The following is a 15326-nucleotide window of genomic DNA, read 5'->3' as shown; positions in this document are numbered from 1 at the left end:
CGGAGCAAACGCAACCCTTTGCTCCAGGAGACCGCTGCTGTGAATGCCCCCGACCCCATCCTCTCGTTCGCCGACCGCCTGTCGCTCACGCGGGAGCCGTTTCCCGCCTCCCGCAAAACCTTCATCACCGGCAGCCGGCCCGACCTGCGCGTGCCCATGCGCGAGATCGCGCTGACCAACGGCGAGACGGTGATCGTGCACGACACCTCCGGTCCCTACACCGACCCCGCCGCCACGCTGGATGTCCGCCAGGGCCTGCCCGCTGTGCGCGCCACCTGGGTGGCCGACCGGGGCGACACCGAGGCCTACGCCGGCCGCCCCCGCGTGGCGCTGGACGATGGCGGCAAGCATGAAGACAACGAGCGCATCGCCGCGCTGCGCGCCGAGGCCGCAGCCCTGCAACGCCAGCCGCGCCGGGCCAAGGCCGGCGCCAACGTGAGCCAGCTGCACTACGCCCGGCGCGGCATCGTCACGCCCGAGATGGAGTTCGTGGCGCTGCGCGAGAACGGCAAGCGCGAGTGGATGCAGGCCTACCTGTCCGACGCCGAACGCGAGCAGCGCTTGAAGGGCGATGCGCTGGGGGCGGCGATTCCGGACGTCATCACGCCCGAGTTCGTGCGCGACGAGATCGCCCGGGGCCGCGCCGTCATCCCGGCCAACATCAACCATACCGAACTGGAGCCGACCATCATCGGCCGCAACTTCCTTGTCAAGGTCAACGCCAACATCGGCAACTCGGCCGTCACCTCCAGCATCGAGGAGGAGGTCGAGAAGCTGGTGTGGAGCATCCGCTGGGGGGCCGACACCGTGATGGACCTCTCCACCGGCCGCAACATCCACACCACGCGCGACTGGATCGTGCGCAACTCGCCCGTGCCCATCGGCACCGTGCCCATCTACCAAGCACTCGAGAAGGTCGGGGGCATCGCCGAAGACCTGACCTGGGCCATCTTCCGCGACACGCTGATCGAGCAGGCCGAGCAGGGGGTGGACTACTTCACCATCCACGCCGGGCTGCGCCTGCCGTTCGTGCCCATGACCACGAGGCGCCGCACGGGCATCGTGTCGCGCGGCGGCTCCATCCTGGCCAAGTGGTGCATCACGCATCACCAAGAGAACTTCCTTTACACGCACTTCGAAGAGATCTGCGAAATCATGAAGGCCTACGACGTGACCTTTTCGCTGGGCGATGGCCTGCGACCGGGCAGCGCGGCTGATGCCAACGACGAGGCCCAGTTCGCCGAACTGCGCACACTGGGCGAGCTGACGAAGGTGGCCTGGAAGCACGACGTGCAGACCATGATCGAAGGCCCGGGCCACGTGCCGCTGCACCTCATCCAGGCCAACATGGCCGAGCAGCTCAAGCACTGCCACGAGGCGCCGTTCTACACGCTGGGCCCGCTGACGATTGACATCGCACCGGGCTACGACCACATCGCCAGCGCCATTGGCGCGGCCATGATCGGCTGGATGGGCACGGCCATGCTCTGCTACGTGACGCCCAAGGAACACCTGGGCCTGCCCGACCGCGACGACGTGAAGCAAGGGCTCATCGCCTACAAGATTGCCGCCCACGCGGCCGACATCGCCAAGGGCCACCCCGGCGCCCGTGCGCGCGACGACGCCATGAGCAAGGCCCGCTTCGAGTTCCGCTGGAACGACCAGTTCGCGCTCGGCCTGGACCCGGACACCGCCCGCAGCTATCACGACGAAACCCTGCCCAAGGATTCGTCCAAGGAGGCGCATTTCTGCTCCATGTGCGGGCCGAAGTTCTGCTCGATGAAGATCACCCAAGACGTGCGCGACTACGCCGAGCAAGGCATGGCGGCCAAGTCGGCCGAGTTCAAGGCGGGCGGCGGCGAGTTCTACGTCCCCATCCACCCGGCTTGAGCGCCATGCCGCTGGACATTGCGATGGCCGGCGCCGGCGTCATGGGCCGGCTGCTGGCTTGGCAGCTGGCCCGGGCGGGCCACCGCGTGCGCGTGGTGGACGCGGCCAGCGGCCCGCGCGACCCTGCGGCGGCGGGCTTCACGGCCGCCGGCATGCTGAGCCCGCTGGCCGAGCGCGAGCACGCCGAGCCCGACATTGCCGAACTGGGCTGGCGTTCGCTCACGCTGTGGCCGCAGATCGCGCAGGCGCTGGGCCGGCCGGAGCTGGTGCGCACCTCGGGCAGCCTGCTGCTGGCGCATGGCAGCGACCTGGGCGCGGCGCAGCGGGTGCTGGCGCGCGTGCAGCCCGATGACGGGCCCGCGCCCCAGGCGCTGGACCGTGCGGCCTTGCGTGCGCTGGAGCCTCATCTCGCGCCCGACCTCAAAGCCTGGCAACTGCCGGGCGAAGGCCAGGTGCTGCCCCGCGACATGCTCGCTGCGTTGGCGGAAGACGCCTCAGGGGTGGACTGGCGCTGGGGCCGCCGTGTGGCCCGCGTGCAGCCGAACCGGCTTGAACTGGACGACGGCCACGTGCTGGACGCCGACCTCGCCATCGACACCCGGGGCCTGGGTGCGCAGCCCGACCTGCCGCGCCTGCGCGGTGTGCGCGGCGAGGTGGTGTGGCTGCACGCGCCCGGCGTGGTGCTGCAGCGGCCGGTGCGCTTGATGCACCCGCGCCACCGCGTGTACCTCGTGCCGCGGCCGGGCGACCTCATCGTGGTGGGCGCCTCGGAGGTGGAAAGCGAAGACCGCTCGCCCGTCAGCCTGCGCAGTGCCGTGGAGCTGATGGCCGCGGCCCACAGCGTGCTGCCTGGCCTGGCCGAGGCACGCATCGTGCACCTGGACACCCAGCTGCGCCCGGCCTTGCCGGATCACCGCCCCGTGCTGCATCACGAGCCCGGCCTGCTGCGCATCAATGGCCTGTACCGCCACGGCTGGCTGCTGGCCCCGGCGCTGGCCGAGAAAGCCCTCTCATGCCTGAGTTCACCCTGAACCACCACCCCCAGCCGTGGCGCGCTGGCCTGACCGTGGCCGCGCTGCTGGCCGAGCAGGGCCGTGCGCCGAACGACGTGGCCACGGCCCTGAACGGCCGTTTCGTGCCCCGAGCCCTGCGCGACTCGACGCTGATCGAGCCGGGCGACGCGCTGACCTTGATTCAACCCATCACGGGCGGATGACCATGTCCTTCACCTTGTATGGCCGCGCACTGCGCAGCCGCTTTTTGCTCGGCACCGCCGGCTACCCGTCGCCTGCGGTGTTGGGTCAGGCCCTGCAGGCCAGTGGCGCCCAGGTGCTGACCGTGGGCCTCAAGCGCACGCTGGCCGCGGCGGGCGACAACGGCTTTGTAGCCACCATCCGCGCGGTGCTGCAGGTGCAAGGCGGCCACCTGCTGCCCAACACCGCCGGTTGCCGCACCGCGCAAGAGGCCATCACCCTGGCCCACATGGCGCGTGAGCTGTACGACACCGCCTGGATCAAGCTGGAGGTGGTGGGCGATGAGTACACGCTGCAACCCGACCCGTGGGAGCTGGTCACCGCTGCCGAGGCGCTGGTGAAGGACGGCTTCCAGGTGTTTCCGTACTGCACCGACGACCTCGTCACCTGCCGCCGCCTGCTGGATGTGGGCTGCGAGGTGCTGATGCCCTGGGGCGCGCCCATCGGCTCGGGTCAGGGGCTGCTGAACCCGTTTGCGCTGCGCACGTTGCGCGAGCGCCTGCCCGGCGTGCCGCTGATCGTGGACGCTGGCATTGGCGCGCCCTCGCACGCGGCCCAGGCGATGGAGCTGGGGCTGGACGCAGTGCTGCTGAACTCGGCCGTGGCGCAGGCGGGCGACCCGGTGCGCATGGCGGCCGCGTTCGCGCGGGCGATCGAGGCGGGGCGGCTGGGGTATGAGGCGGGCGTCATGGCGCCGCAGGCCATGGCCGTGGCCAGCACACCGGTGGGCGGTCGGCCGTTCCTGATCGCATGACGCCGCCTCGCATGAAGCCCCCCATCGTGTGGAGCGTGGCCGGGCTGGACACCGGCGGCGGCGCGGGCTTGAGTGCCGACCAGCGCGCAGCCGATGCGGCCGGCGTGCACCTGTGCCCCGTGGCGGCCGCACTGACCGCACAGAACAGCGTGGCGGTGCAAGCCGTGTGGCCGGTGCCGCCCGAGCAGCTGGACGCGCAACTGGCTGCGCTGGCCGACGACCTGCCGCCCGTGGCCGTCAAGACCGGGCTGCTGGGCGGCGTGGCGCAGTTGCGCGTCGTCACCCGGTGGGTGGACCGCTTGCGCGAGCGCGGCCCGGTGGCCCTGGTGGTGGACCCGGTGCTGGGGGCCACCACGGGCGCCTCGTTTGCCACCGAGGAACTGCTGCGCGCCTACCGCGAGGAGTTGCTGCCCCGCGCCACGGCCGTCACGCCCAACCGCCGGGAGGCCACGCGGCTGGTGGGCGAGGGCAGCGCACCGCAGCAGGCGGTGGCGTTGGGGGTGGAGACGGTGTGCATCACCGGCGGCGACGAGCCCGGCCCGCTGGCGCTGGACTGGTTGCACAGCCCCCACGCCCAGGGCTGGCTGGGCTTGCCCCGGCGCAGCGCGCAGCACCACCACGGCACGGGCTGCTGTTTCGCCACCGCCCTGGCGGCGGGCCTGGCGCGCGGCTTTGTGCCCGCCGACGCCGTCGTGCTGGCCAAGATGCTGACCGCCTCGGGCTTGCAGCCGGACGCGTCGTTCGGCACGCCGCCGGGTGCCGGTGCGGGGCCGGTGCGGCCCCGTGGCGCCTTCATCACCGACCCGGCGTTGTTGCCGGGCTTGTTTTCGCACGCGCCGAGTTCTTGGCCGGGTCGGGCGCACGCCCCAGCTGCGCCTCCGGCCGTCGAGGGCGTGTACGGCATCACCGACCGGGGCGCGCACGCCGCCGCGTTGTTCGAGGCTGGCCTGCGCACCGTGCAGCTGCGCATGAAGCGAGGCGCGCAGGAACCCGGCGCAGCCTGGCGCACCCGGCTGGCGGCGGAGGTGCAGCCAGCGCGCGACGCGGCCCGGCGCTTGGGGCGCACCTTGATCTTGAACGACCACTGGCGCGCGGCGCTCGCGCTGGGCGTGGACTTCGTGCACCTGGGCCAGGAGGATTTGCTGGCCCTGGACGCGGCCGACCGGGCCGATCTGGCCCAGGCCCGGGCGCAGGGCCTGCGGCTGGGCTTGAGCTCGCACAGCCTGTGGGAACTGGCGCGCGCCGTGGCCTGGGCGCCCGACTACGTGGCCTGCGGGCCGGTTTGGCCCACGCTCACCAAGGACATGCCCTGGCACCCGCAGGGGCTGGGCAACCTGGCGTGGTGGGCGGCCATGGCGCCCATGCCGGTGGTGGGCATTGGCGGCGTGCTCGCGCCAGAACAGTTGGTGCAGGTGGCCGCCACGGGTGCGGCGGCGGGCTGCGTGGTGCGGGGCTTGCTGAGCACCCCGGTGGCCGACTGGCAGGCGGCGTGGCGCAGCGGGGCCGGCATGCCGCTGACCCCTGAGCCCGGCTGGCCGCGGCCCACGCTGGCGGGTTGACCCGGGCGGATGGCGAGGCGCCGCTGGCCGGTGCGGCGGTCAGCGCAGCAATTCGTCGCAGCGGCTGCGCAGGTGCGCGATGACGCGGTGCAGCGCCGGGCTCAGCCGGTGGCGGCCCACGGCCATCCAGTGCAGGGGCGCGGGCTCGCCCAGCCAGTCGGGCAGCAGGGGCACCAGGCGGCCGGCGGCCAGGTCGCTGGCCACATCCAGCCGGCTCTTGTAGGCCACGCCCAGGCCGGCCAGGGCCCATTCGCGCACCAGGCCGCCGTCGTCGGCCACGCGGGGGCCGCGCACCTCCACGGCCACGGTGTCGCCCGTGGGGCTGTCAAACCGCCAGCGGCCGTGCACGCTCTCGCCCAGCACAAAGCGCAGGCAGGCGTGGTGGGCCAGCTCGTTCGGGTGTTGCGGTGCGCCGCAGCGGGCCACGTAGGCCGGGCTGGCGCACAGCACGCGCCGGTTGGCCGGCGCCAGGGGCAGGGCGATGAGGGTGGAGTCGGGCGGGGTGCCGTAGCGCACGGCGTGGTCCACCGGGTCTTGCACCAGGTCGGCCAGGCGGTCGCTGAGGCGCACTTCCAGTTGCAGGTCGGGTTCGCCCTCGCGGTCGGCCGCGGCTTCCAGCCAGTGCCACAGGTGCTGGCGGCCCAGGTCGCTGGGCAGGCTCAGCCGCAGCCGGCCGGCCAGCGGGCGGTCGCCGCCGGCGGCGTCGCGCAGGGCGGCCTGGCCGGCGTCCCATGCGGCCACCAGGGCGCGCGCATGCGGCAGCCAGTGTTCGCCGGCCTCGGTCAGCCGCAGGCGCCGTGTGCTGCGCTCGAACAGGCGCACGCCCAGCTCGCGCTCCAGCCGAGCGATGGTGGCACTGGCCTGCACGGCGCCCAGGTCCAGCCGCCGCGCGGCGGCGGAAAAACTGCCGGCATCGGCCACAGCCAAAAAAAGTTGCAGCGGGGCCAGGCGGTCCATCTTCATGTAAAGCGTGAAACTGAATTGCTCAGCATAGGCTTTTTGATGGCAATGCGGGCGGCCACCATGAGCGCCCTTTCGCATCTGGACGGAACCATGCACGCTGTTGGCTACCTGCAATCCCTGCCGGCCTCGCACCCCGAGGCCTTGTTGGACCTGACCCTGCCCGAACCCCCGCTGCGCCCGCACGACCTGCGGGTGCGGGTGCAGGCGGTGTCGGTGAACCCGGTGGACACCAAGGTGCGCCGCAACCGCGCACCGCAACCCGGCCAGCCCGAGGTGCTGGGCTGGGACGCCGTGGGCGTTGTCGAATCCATCGGCCCCGCCGTGACCGGCTTCGCCGTGGGCGACCGGGTGTACTACGCCGGCGCCATCGACCGCCGGGGCAGCAATGCCGAGCTGCACTGCGTGGATCACCGCATCGCCGCACGGGCCCCGCGCGACGCCACCGATGCCCAGGCCGCCGCCTTGCCGCTGACGGCCATCACCGCGTGGGAGTTGCTGTTCGACCGCCTCGGCGTGCCCGAGGGCGGCGGCGCGGGGCAGACGTTGCTGGTGGTGGGCGCCGCCGGAGGCGTGGGGTCGCTGCTGGTGCAACTGGCGCGGCAGCTGACGCAGCTGCGCATTGTGGCCACGGCCAGCCGGCCCGACACGCAAGCCTGGGTGCGGGAACTGGGCGCCCATGCCGTGGTGGACCACCACCAGCCCCTGCGCGCCCAACTCGCCGCGGCCGGCGTGCCCGAGGTGCACCACGTGGCCAGCCTCACGCACACCGACCAGCACTGGGCACAGCTGGTGGAGGTGACCGCGCCGCAGGGCCGCATCGCGCTGATTGACGACCCCACCGCGCCGCTGGACGTGATGGCCCTGAAGCGCAAGTCCATCTCGCTGCACTGGGAGCTGATGTTCACCCGCTCGCTGTACGGCACGCCCGACCTGGCCGAGCAAGGCCGCCTGCTGGCCCGCGTGGCTGACTTGGTGGATGCCGGCCAATTGCGCAGCACCGTGACCGAGGTGCTGAGCCCGATCAACGCTGCGCAACTGCGCGCGGCCCATGCCCGACTGGAATCGGGGCAGATGCGCGGCAAGCTGGTGGTGACGGGCGGCTGGGGCGGCTGAATCGGTTGAGGCGGCCGGGGCTTCAACTCACCACTTGCAGCCCTTGCCGCGCGCGGCGTCCAGCGCCAGCGGCAGGGCGGCGAGCAAGCCCGCCTCGGCGTAGGCCTTGCGGCAATCGGGGTTGGCGGCGTTCTCCAGGCTTTGTTCGAGCTTGGACTTGCGCTCGGGCGGCTGGGGCAGCAGTTCCATCAAGCCCGGCCCACGCCGGGCCGCGATGGCGCTGCCCCGGGGCAGTGACAGGTTCAGTGGCGCACGTGGCGCGCTGGCGGACGCCGAGGGCGGCACGGCCAGGTCGGGCCCGAGTTGGGAGCCGGCATCGGGCGACCCGGCCGACGCCCGGCTGGCCGTGCTGCCCGACGCGGGCACCTCGCCGCGAAGCGCGGCTTGTGGATCGCCCTGCGCCGGTCCGGCTGCGGCCGCAGGGGCTGCAGCTGCCGAGGGCGCCGTCACGGCACCGGGCAGGTTGCGGCTGAGTTCCGGCACGGCCGCCGCCGCGGCGCTCGGGGCCGCCGTGGGCGAGACCGCGTTGGGCGCCGGCAGGCGCGTCACCGCGGCGGCGCCCGCGTCCGCCGCTTCCAGCCGCTGCACCGGGGCCGGCAGGTCGCGCGCGCTGGGCAGCTCCACCGGGGCTGCCGGCGTGGCCGCACGCAGGTTGGCGCTGGCGCGGGGCAGGGCGGGCACGGGGCGGGTGTCCGTGCTCGGGGCTTCCAGCCGCTGCACCGGCGCGGGCAGGTCGGTGGGCGTGGGGGCGGGCGTGGCCGGGGCCGGCGCCGCGGCGCGCAAGTCGGCCGGCTTGGGCAGCGCGGCGGCGCGGGCCGGGGTGGCGGGGGCGTCCAGGCGGTTCACCGCTGCCGGCAGTTCGGTGCTGGGCGGTGGCGTGACGGCGGCGCGGGGGGCGGGGCGCAGGTCCGCCGGGCGCGGCAGGGCGAGGTCGCGCCGGTCGGCGGGCGTGGCGTCCAGACGGGCCACCGGCGCGGGCAAGGTCAGGTCGGGCGGCAGGGCGAACGTGTCGGAAGGCCGGGGCGTGGGCCGCAGCGTGGCCGGGGCCGGCAGGGCGGCGCGTGGCGTGTCGCTGCGGGCTTCCAGGCGTTGCACGGCACTGGGCAGGTCAGCCGGCAGGGCGGTGGGCAGCGGCGCGTCGGCCTCCGGGCGGGCGGCCGGGACGGGCACGGTTTCGCGTTGCAGGGCCGGGCTGCGCTCTGGTGCAGTCAGCGTGCGGGTGGGCGGCGAGGGCACCGGTGGCGGGGCGGGCTGCGGCTCTGCCGGCTGCGGCGAGAGCTCGTCGGTGGTGGCGGCTTCGGCCGGCACCGGTTGCGGGTTCCAGCGGCCCAGGGTGGCGGCGCCCGGCGGGCCCGGCGGTGCGGGTTCATTGCGAACCTGGCCGCCCTGGCGGGTCTGGGCGCCGTCGCCGGGCGCGCCGTTGTGTTCCAGCGCGGGGCTGGGGTCACCGGGCGGGGCGTTGCTGTCGCTGCCGATGCGGCCCAGCAGCTTCACGGTCAGGCTGCCCCACACGCCCTGGCCCGGCGCGGCGGTGCCGGTGGCGTTGCCAAACACCAGCACCAGCCACACGTGCAACAGCCCGGCCAGCAGCAGGCAGCGCTGCAGGAGCTTGGGGTCCGGCGCGTTGCGGCGGTGGAGGGTCAGGGCAGACACGGCGGCCGATTGTGGCCCGAGCCTGTGTCGCTGCCGGGTGCCGAGCGTGAAGGTTCAACGCGGTGGCGTTTCCTGTGTCCCTACAGACGAGGCGCCTGCGGGGCCGCCGGCCATTCCCGTACGCGAGGCGGCGTGGCTTGGCGTGGGCTTCTGGGCCTGCGTCAGGGAGAACCGCTGCACTGAGCCGCCCGTCACGGCCAGCCCGTCACGGCCAGCCCGTCAGGCGGATGCGGCGGGTGGCCTGCTCGCGGCCATCGGCGGCCAGGGTGCGCTCGTGAAGGTGCAACTGACCGTCGTCCAACAGCACCAGGACCGTCGAGCAGCGGGTGCCGTAGACCGCGAGCGCGGGTGGCGGGAGCTGCGGCATGCGCACGAATCGCGGGGCCAGCGCGCGTTCGCGCTCCAAGCCCACGCCGGTGTCGGGCAGTTCAGCATCGGGCACGGGCGTGGCGTCGGCCAGGTCGTCCATCAATTGGGCGATCAGGGCGTCGACATCGGGCGCGGTGGCGAGGGCGCGGTGGAGCGCAGCCGTCAGCCCCCGGGTCTTGGGCCAGGGCGTGTTGAGGGCAGCGTTGGACAGGCCATGCACGCCCGCCGCCAGGCGCTGGGGCTGGGCGCTGCGGTTGCTGACCCAGTGCCAATCTCCGTGGCGCAGATCTGCAGTGATGAGGTTGAAGCCGTTGTAGCCCTGGGGGCCGGCAGGCAGGCCAGCGGCAAAGGCCTCGGCTGATTCGGTGCTGGCCAGCCACTGCGTGATCAATGCGCCGCGGGAAGGGGCGTCGGGCCGCTGCAGGTGGGGCTCGCGCACATTGGTCAACAGGCCGAGGCGGCCGTTGCGGTGAAGGCCGAACCAGGTGCCGCCGGCGTGCAGGTCACGGCCGGCCAGCACATCGGGGGCGTCGGCCCACCAGTCCAGCGGCGCGGCCGGCCGGGCAAAGAACTCGTCGCGGTTGGCCGCGATGACGACCGGGAAGCGCGGGTGCGCGTGGATCGCGAAGGCGGCCAGGCACATGTCAGCGCTGCCGGATCAGCACTCGACGATGTTCACCGCCAAGCCGCCGCGGGCGGTTTCCTTGTACTTGGTCATCATGTCGGCGCCGGTGTCGCGCATGGTCTTGATGACCTTGTCCAGGCTCACAAAGTGCGTGCCGTCGCCGCGCAACGCCATGCGGGCGGCGTTGATGGCTTTGACGGAGGCAATCGCGTTGCGCTCGATGCACGGAATTTGCACCAGGCCGCCGACCGGGTCGCAGGTCAGGCCCAAGTGGTGCTCCATGCCGATCTCGGCGGCGTTTTCCACTTGCTCGGGCGTGCCGCCCATGACGGCACACAGGGCGCCGGCGGCCATCGAGCAGGCCACACCCACCTCGCCCTGGCAGCCGACCTCGGCGCCGCTGATGGACGCGTTTTCCTTGTAGAGGATGCCGATGGCCGCAGCAGTGAGCAGGAAGTCGATGACGCCGTCTTCCGTCGCGCCGTGCACGAAGCGGGCGTAGTAGTGCAGCACCGCCGGCACGATGCCCGCCGCGCCGTTGGTGGGCGCCGTGACGACGCGGCCACCGGCGGCGTTTTCCTCATTCACGGCCAGCGCGTAGAGGTTCACCCAGTCCATCACCTGCAGCGGGTCGCGCAGGGCCTGTTCGGGGTTGGCCGTCAGGCTGCCGTAGAGGCTGGACGCGCGGCGCTTGACCTTGAAGCCGCCGGGCAGGATGCCTTCGGTCTTGCAGCCGCGTTGCACGCAGGCCTGCATCACGTTCCAGATCTTCAGCAGGCCGGCGCGCGTTTCGGCCTCGGGCCGCCAGTGACCCTCGTTGCGGCGCATGACCTCGGCGATGGACAGGCCGAACTTGCGGGTCAGCGCCAGCAATTCGTCGCCGGTCTTGAACGGGTAGGGCAGGACGGTGGTGTCCGGCGCGATGACCTTCTGCTTGCTGCCGTCCGCCGCCACCTCGTCGCTGACGATGAAGCCGCCGCCCACCGAGTAGTACACACGGTTGGCGAGTTCGTTGCCGTCGGCATCGAAGGCCAGGCAGCGCATGCCGTTGGCGTGGAAGGGCAGGCTTTCACGGCGCTTGAAGACCAGGTCTTTCGCCTCGTCGAAGCCGATGGACTTCTGGCCGACGAGGTTGAGGTCTCCGGCGCGGATCGCATCGAGCAACGCAGGAATCGCTTCGACGTCCACGGTGTCGGGCTCATGCCCGGCCAGGCCCAGCAGCACCGCCTTGTCACTGCCGTGGCCCTTGCCGGTGGCGCCCAACGAGCCGTACAGGATGACCTGCACGCGGGCGGTTTTGTCGAGCAGCCCGTCGTGCTGCAGACGCAGGCCGAACAGCCGTGCAGCCCGCATCGGGCCCACGGTGTGCGAGCTGCTCGGGCCGATGCCGATCTTGAAGAGGTCGAAGACGGAGACGGCCATGACGACTATCGCTTTCCAAACAGTTCAACTGCGTTGCAAGACGCCGATACCGATGACAAACGCGCCGGGGACTCCAGCAAAGGCGATTCCTGCTAGAAGAACGAGGATTCGTTGCCACCTCTGATAGTCCTGCAGCAGGCCGGGTCGCGCCCAGGCTGCGCCTGACGAGAGTGCCTCGGAGACAAGGCGGAATTCTTTGGGTACGCGCTTTCCCATTCGCTTGAACAGGGCCTGAGCCTCTTTGCTGTACCGATCGGCGCGATTGCCTGCCAACCAAGCTGGAAACACTGAGACCAGGAACAGCAATCGAACCGACTGAAAGCCGCTGTACTGAAAGCCGTAGAAAAACCAGGCCAGGAGGCAGGCGCCAATGCCTGCCCCGATGGCAAAGAGCGAACCCAAGCCCATCAGTCAGCGCTACTCAAGCTTCTTCGTATTCCGACAGCGGCACGCAGGAGCAGAACAAGTTGCGGTCGCCATAGACGTTGTCCACGCGGCCCACCGGCGACCAGTACTTCTGGCGGCGCAGCGAGGGCAGCGGGAAGGCGGCGGCTTCGCGGCTGTAGCCGTGGGTCCACTCCGAAGCGCTGACCACCAGGGCGGTGTGCGGCGCGTTCACGAGCGGGTTGTCCTCGCGGCTCATCTTGCCGGCCTCGACGTCGGCGATCTCGTGGCGGATCTGGATCATCGCGTCGATGAAGCGGTCCAGTTCCGCGCGGCTTTCGCTCTCGGTGGGCTCGACCATCAGCGTGCCGGCGACCGGGAAGGAGAGCGTCGGGGCGTGGAAGCCGTAGTCGATCAGGCGCTTGGCCACGTCTTCGGCGCTGATGCCGGAGCTGTCCTTCAGCGGGCGCAGGTCCAGGATGCACTCGTGGGCCACGCCGCCACCCTTCACGCCGGCAATGCCGCCGCTGAAGTGGATGTCGTAGTGCTCCGACAGGCGCGCCGAGATGTAGTTGGCCGACAGGATGGCCACTTCGGTGGCCTTCTTGAGGCCCTCGGCACCCATCATGCGGATGTACATCCACGAGATGGGCAGCACGGCCGCGTTACCCAGTGGGGCGGCGGACACAGCACCGATGTTGCTGTCTTTGCCGATGCCGGCCGTGCGGTGCGCCGGCAGGAAGGGCACGAGGTCTTCCACCACGCAGACGGGGCCGACGCCCGGGCCGCCACCGCCGTGCGGGATGCAGAAGGTCTTGTGCAGGTTCAGGTGGCTGACGTCACCGCCAAACTCGCCCGGTGCTGCCACGCCGACGAGCGCGTTCATGTTGGCGCCGTCCACGTAGACGCGGCCGCCATGGGCCTTGACCACCGCACAGATCTCCTTCACGTGCGTGTCGAACACGCCGTAGGTGGAGGGGTAGGTGATCATGATGGCGGCCAGCTTGTCAGCGTGCTGCTCGCACTTGGCCTTGAGGTCGGCCAGGTCGATGTTGCCTTCCTTGTCGCACTTGGTGACCACCACGCTCATGCCGCACATCTGGGCCGAGGCGGGGTTGGTACCGTGGGCGCTTTCAGGGATCAGGCAGACGGTGCGCTGGTGGTCGCCGCGCGACTCGTGCCAGGCCTTGATGGCCAGCAGGCCGGCGTACTCGCCCTGCGAGCCGGCGTTGGGTTGCAGGCTGATGCCGGCGTAGCCGGTGGCCTGGCACAGCCACTGCTGCAGCAGCGCGTCCAGCTCGGCGTAGCCGGCCAGTTGGTCTTGCGGGGCGAAGGGGTGCACGCCCGCGAACTCCGGCCAGGTGATGGGGATCATCTCGGCCGTGGCGTTGAGCTTCATGGTGCACGAGCCCAGCGGGATCATGCTGCGGTCCAACGCCAGGTCCTTGTCCGACAGGCTGCGGATGTAGCGCAGCATCTCGGTTTCGCTGTGGTGGGTGTTGAACACCGGGTGCGAGAGGTAGGCGCTGGTGCGGCGCAGGGCGGCCGGAATCAGGCTTTCCACGCCGGCGGCGTAGTCGGCCACCTTCAGCGTGCTGGCCGGGGCAAACCACGACCACAGAGCTTCCACATCGGCGCGGGTGGTGGTTTCGTCCAGCGCCACGCTGACGACGGTGTCCGACAGCTTGCGCAGGTTGGCGCCGGCAGCCAGGGCGCGGCCCATCACGGCGGCCACATCGCACTCCACGCTGATGGTGTCGAACGCGGCTGGCGTGACGACCTTCAGGCCCAGTTTCTTCAGACCATCCGCCAGGATGGCGGTGAAGCTCGCCACGCGCTCGGCGATGCGCTTCAGGCCCTGGGGGCCGTGATACACGGCGTACATGCTGGCCACGACGGCCGGCAGCACTTGGGCGGTGCAGATGTTGGAGGTGGCCTTCTCGCGGCGGATGTGCTGCTCGCGGGTTTGCAGGGCCAGGCGGTAGGCCGGGGCGCCTTGCGCGTCTTTGCTGACGCCAACCAGGCGGCCGGGCATGGAGCGCTTGAACTCATCGCGGCAGGCCAGGAAGGCGGCGTGCGGGCCGCCAGCGCCCATCGGCATGCCGAAACGCTGGGTGTTGCCCACCACGATGTCGGCGCCGAATTCGCCCGGGGCTTGCAGCAGCGTCAGCGCCAGCAGGTCGGCGCAGACGATGAAGGCCGCTTGCACGCCGTGGGCTTGGTCCACGTAGGCCTTCAGGTCATGGATGAGGCCGCTGGTGGACGGGTACTGGCAGACCACGGCGAAGTAGTCGCCGTCCTTCATCAGTTCAGGGGCGAAACCGACCTTCACGGTCAGGCCCAGCGGCTTGCAGCGCGTCTGGATGACCTCGATGGTTTGCGGGTGCACATCGCCCGCCACGATCAGCGTGTTGCTCTTGCTCTTGACCGAGCGCTTGGCCAGCGTCACAGCCTCAGCGGCCGAGGTGGCCTCGTCGAGCATGGAGCCGTTGGCGATGTCCATGCCGGTCAGGTCGCACACCATCGTCTGGAAGTTGATGATGGCTTCCATCCGGCCCTGCGAGATCTCGGCCTGGTAGGGCGTGTAGGCGGTGTACCAGGCGGGGTTCTCGAGGATGTTGCGCAGGATGACGCCCGGCGTGTGCACGCCGTGGTAGCCCTGGCCGATGAAGCTCTTGTAGAGCTTGTTCTTGCCCGCGATGGCCTTGAGTTCGGCCAGCGCCTGCGCCTCAGTGACGGGGGCGGGCAGGTTCATGCCGGCGGAGCGGCGGATCGCGGGCGGCACGACCGCGTCGATCAACGCGGTGCGGCTGGCCACGCCGATGGCGGCACACATCAGGGATTCATCGACCGCATCCGGCCCGATGTGGCGGGCGTGGAATTCGGTGGCGTCTTCAAGGATGGAAAGCGGCGTCGGCATGGCAGGGCTACAGCGGCAGGAGGTGGATCAGAGCGTCTTGAGCAGGGCGTCGTAGGCGGTGGCGTCCATCAGCGGGTCGAGTTGAGCGGGGTTGCTCAGCTTGACCTTGAAGAACCAGCCTGCCTTCAGCGGGTCGGAGTTGGCCAGCGACGGGTCGTCGCGCAGGGCTTCGTTCACTTCGGTGATCTCGCCGTCGACGGGCATGTAGACGTCGGCCGCGGCCTTGACGGACTCCACCACGCCGGCAACTTCCTTCTCGGCGTAGGTCTTGCCCACTTCCGGCAGGTCCACGAACACGACATCACCCAGGGCGTCCTGCGCGTGCACGGTGATGCCGACGGTGGCGGTGCCGTCGCCGTGGACGTCGATCCATTCGTGGTCGGGGGTGTACTTGATGCTCATCGTTCAGGCTCCGAGTGGA

The 15326-nt window shown here is 71.2% G+C and carries 13 protein-coding genes; 6 read left to right on the top strand and 7 right to left on the bottom strand.

Annotation, left to right across the window (positions count from 1 at the left end; all coding sequences use genetic code 11):
* Positions 1-39 precede the first annotated feature (39 nt).
* From thiC to ACG01O_RS20955, 5 genes are read left to right on the top strand one after another with little or no spacing between them, the layout of a single operon-like run.
* Entirely contained in the window at positions 40-1890 is a 1851-nt protein-coding gene (gene thiC / locus ACG01O_RS20975) for a phosphomethylpyrimidine synthase ThiC (RefSeq protein ID WP_394387408.1), read from the top strand.
* Between the two features lie 5 nt (positions 1891-1895).
* Entirely contained in the window at positions 1896-2921 is a 1026-nt protein-coding gene (locus tag ACG01O_RS20970) for an FAD-dependent oxidoreductase (RefSeq protein WP_394387406.1), read from the top strand.
* Positions 2903-3106 carry a sulfur carrier protein ThiS gene (gene thiS / locus ACG01O_RS20965; protein WP_394387404.1) on the top strand — a complete coding sequence of 68 codons (204 nt, stop codon included), beginning with the start codon at positions 2903-2905 and terminating at the stop codon, positions 3104-3106. Before ACG01O_RS20970 ends, thiS begins: the two co-directional genes overlap by 19 nt.
* Positions 3107-3108: 2 nt before the next feature.
* Positions 3109-3897, top strand: a complete 789-nt coding sequence (locus tag ACG01O_RS20960; RefSeq protein WP_394387402.1) for a thiazole synthase — start codon at positions 3109-3111, stop codon at positions 3895-3897.
* A gap of 11 nt (positions 3898-3908) precedes the next feature.
* Complete coding sequence (locus ACG01O_RS20955) at positions 3909-5456, top strand: bifunctional hydroxymethylpyrimidine kinase/phosphomethylpyrimidine kinase (protein WP_394387400.1); 1548 nt, start codon at positions 3909-3911, stop codon at positions 5454-5456.
* A 39-nt stretch (positions 5457-5495) separates the two neighbouring features.
* Here ACG01O_RS20955 and ACG01O_RS20950 read toward each other — a convergent pair whose 3' ends face one another.
* Positions 5496-6419, bottom strand: a complete 924-nt coding sequence (locus ACG01O_RS20950) for a LysR family transcriptional regulator (protein WP_394387399.1) — start codon at positions 6417-6419, stop codon at positions 5496-5498.
* 90 nt (positions 6420-6509) lie between these two features.
* On the opposite strand from ACG01O_RS20950, the gene ACG01O_RS20945 reads away from it, so the two are divergent.
* Positions 6510-7532, top strand: a complete 1023-nt coding sequence (locus ACG01O_RS20945) for a zinc-binding alcohol dehydrogenase family protein (protein WP_394387398.1) — start codon at positions 6510-6512, stop codon at positions 7530-7532.
* A gap of 27 nt (positions 7533-7559) precedes the next feature.
* Here ACG01O_RS20945 and ACG01O_RS20940 read toward each other — a convergent pair whose 3' ends face one another.
* The 6 genes from ACG01O_RS20940 to gcvH all read right to left on the bottom strand — a co-directional run bounded on the left by ACG01O_RS20940 (position 7560) and on the right by gcvH (position 15307).
* A complete protein-coding gene (locus ACG01O_RS20940; RefSeq protein WP_394387397.1) occupies positions 7560-9185 on the bottom strand; it encodes a hypothetical protein in 1626 nt (541 codons plus the stop codon).
* A gap of 205 nt (positions 9186-9390) precedes the next feature.
* The gene (locus tag ACG01O_RS20935; protein ID WP_394387396.1) at positions 9391-10197 is read right to left on the bottom strand and encodes an NRDE family protein; all 807 of its coding nucleotides are present in this window, start codon (positions 10195-10197) and stop codon (positions 9391-9393) included.
* Between the two features lie 15 nt (positions 10198-10212).
* Positions 10213-11601 carry an L-serine ammonia-lyase gene (locus ACG01O_RS20930; RefSeq protein ID WP_394387395.1) on the bottom strand — a complete coding sequence of 463 codons (1389 nt, stop codon included), beginning with the start codon at positions 11599-11601 and terminating at the stop codon, positions 10213-10215.
* A gap of 24 nt (positions 11602-11625) precedes the next feature.
* Positions 11626-12009, bottom strand: coding sequence for a hypothetical protein (locus ACG01O_RS20925; protein ID WP_394387394.1), 384 nt, complete (start codon positions 12007-12009; stop codon positions 11626-11628).
* 13 nt (positions 12010-12022) lie between these two features.
* A complete protein-coding gene (gcvP, locus tag ACG01O_RS20920; protein WP_394387392.1) occupies positions 12023-14905 on the bottom strand; it encodes an aminomethyl-transferring glycine dehydrogenase in 2883 nt (960 codons plus the stop codon).
* Positions 14906-14932: 27 nt separating this feature from the next.
* Positions 14933-15307, bottom strand: coding sequence for a glycine cleavage system protein GcvH (gene gcvH / locus ACG01O_RS20915; RefSeq protein ID WP_394387391.1), 375 nt, complete (start codon positions 15305-15307; stop codon positions 14933-14935).
* Positions 15308-15326 lie beyond the last annotated feature (19 nt).

This window comes from Pelomonas baiyunensis (assembly GCF_043555935.1).
GTDB classification, from domain to species: domain Bacteria; phylum Pseudomonadota; class Gammaproteobacteria; order Burkholderiales; family Burkholderiaceae_C; genus Pelomonas; species Pelomonas baiyunensis.
The sequence above is the reverse complement of the archived record's forward strand: the minus strand, read 5'-3'. Positions and strand labels throughout refer to the sequence as shown.

Bases quoted from the DNA above. Each gene is read 5' to 3' on its own strand.
- ACG01O_RS20970 (WP_394387406.1), top strand. From the start codon at position 1,896: ATGCCGCTGGACATTGCGATGGCCGGCGCCGGCGTCATGGGCCGGCTG.
- thiS (WP_394387404.1), top strand. From the start codon at position 2,903: ATGCCTGAGTTCACCCTGAACCACCACCCCCAGCCGTGGCGCGCTGGC.
- ACG01O_RS20960 (WP_394387402.1), top strand. From the start codon at position 3,109: ATGTCCTTCACCTTGTATGGCCGCGCACTGCGCAGCCGCTTTTTGCTC.
- ACG01O_RS20955 (WP_394387400.1), top strand. From the start codon at position 3,909: ATGAAGCCCCCCATCGTGTGGAGCGTGGCCGGGCTGGACACCGGCGGC.
- ACG01O_RS20950 (WP_394387399.1), bottom strand. From the start codon at position 6,419: ATGAAGATGGACCGCCTGGCCCCGCTGCAACTTTTTTTGGCTGTGGCC.
- ACG01O_RS20945 (WP_394387398.1), top strand. From the start codon at position 6,510: ATGCACGCTGTTGGCTACCTGCAATCCCTGCCGGCCTCGCACCCCGAG.
- ACG01O_RS20935 (WP_394387396.1), bottom strand. From the start codon at position 10,197: ATGTGCCTGGCCGCCTTCGCGATCCACGCGCACCCGCGCTTCCCGGTC.
- ACG01O_RS20930 (WP_394387395.1), bottom strand. From the start codon at position 11,601: ATGGCCGTCTCCGTCTTCGACCTCTTCAAGATCGGCATCGGCCCGAGC.
- ACG01O_RS20925 (WP_394387394.1), bottom strand. From the start codon at position 12,009: ATGGGCTTGGGTTCGCTCTTTGCCATCGGGGCAGGCATTGGCGCCTGC.
- gcvP (WP_394387392.1), bottom strand. From the start codon at position 14,905: ATGCCGACGCCGCTTTCCATCCTTGAAGACGCCACCGAATTCCACGCC.
- gcvH (WP_394387391.1), bottom strand. From the start codon at position 15,307: ATGAGCATCAAGTACACCCCCGACCACGAATGGATCGACGTCCACGGC.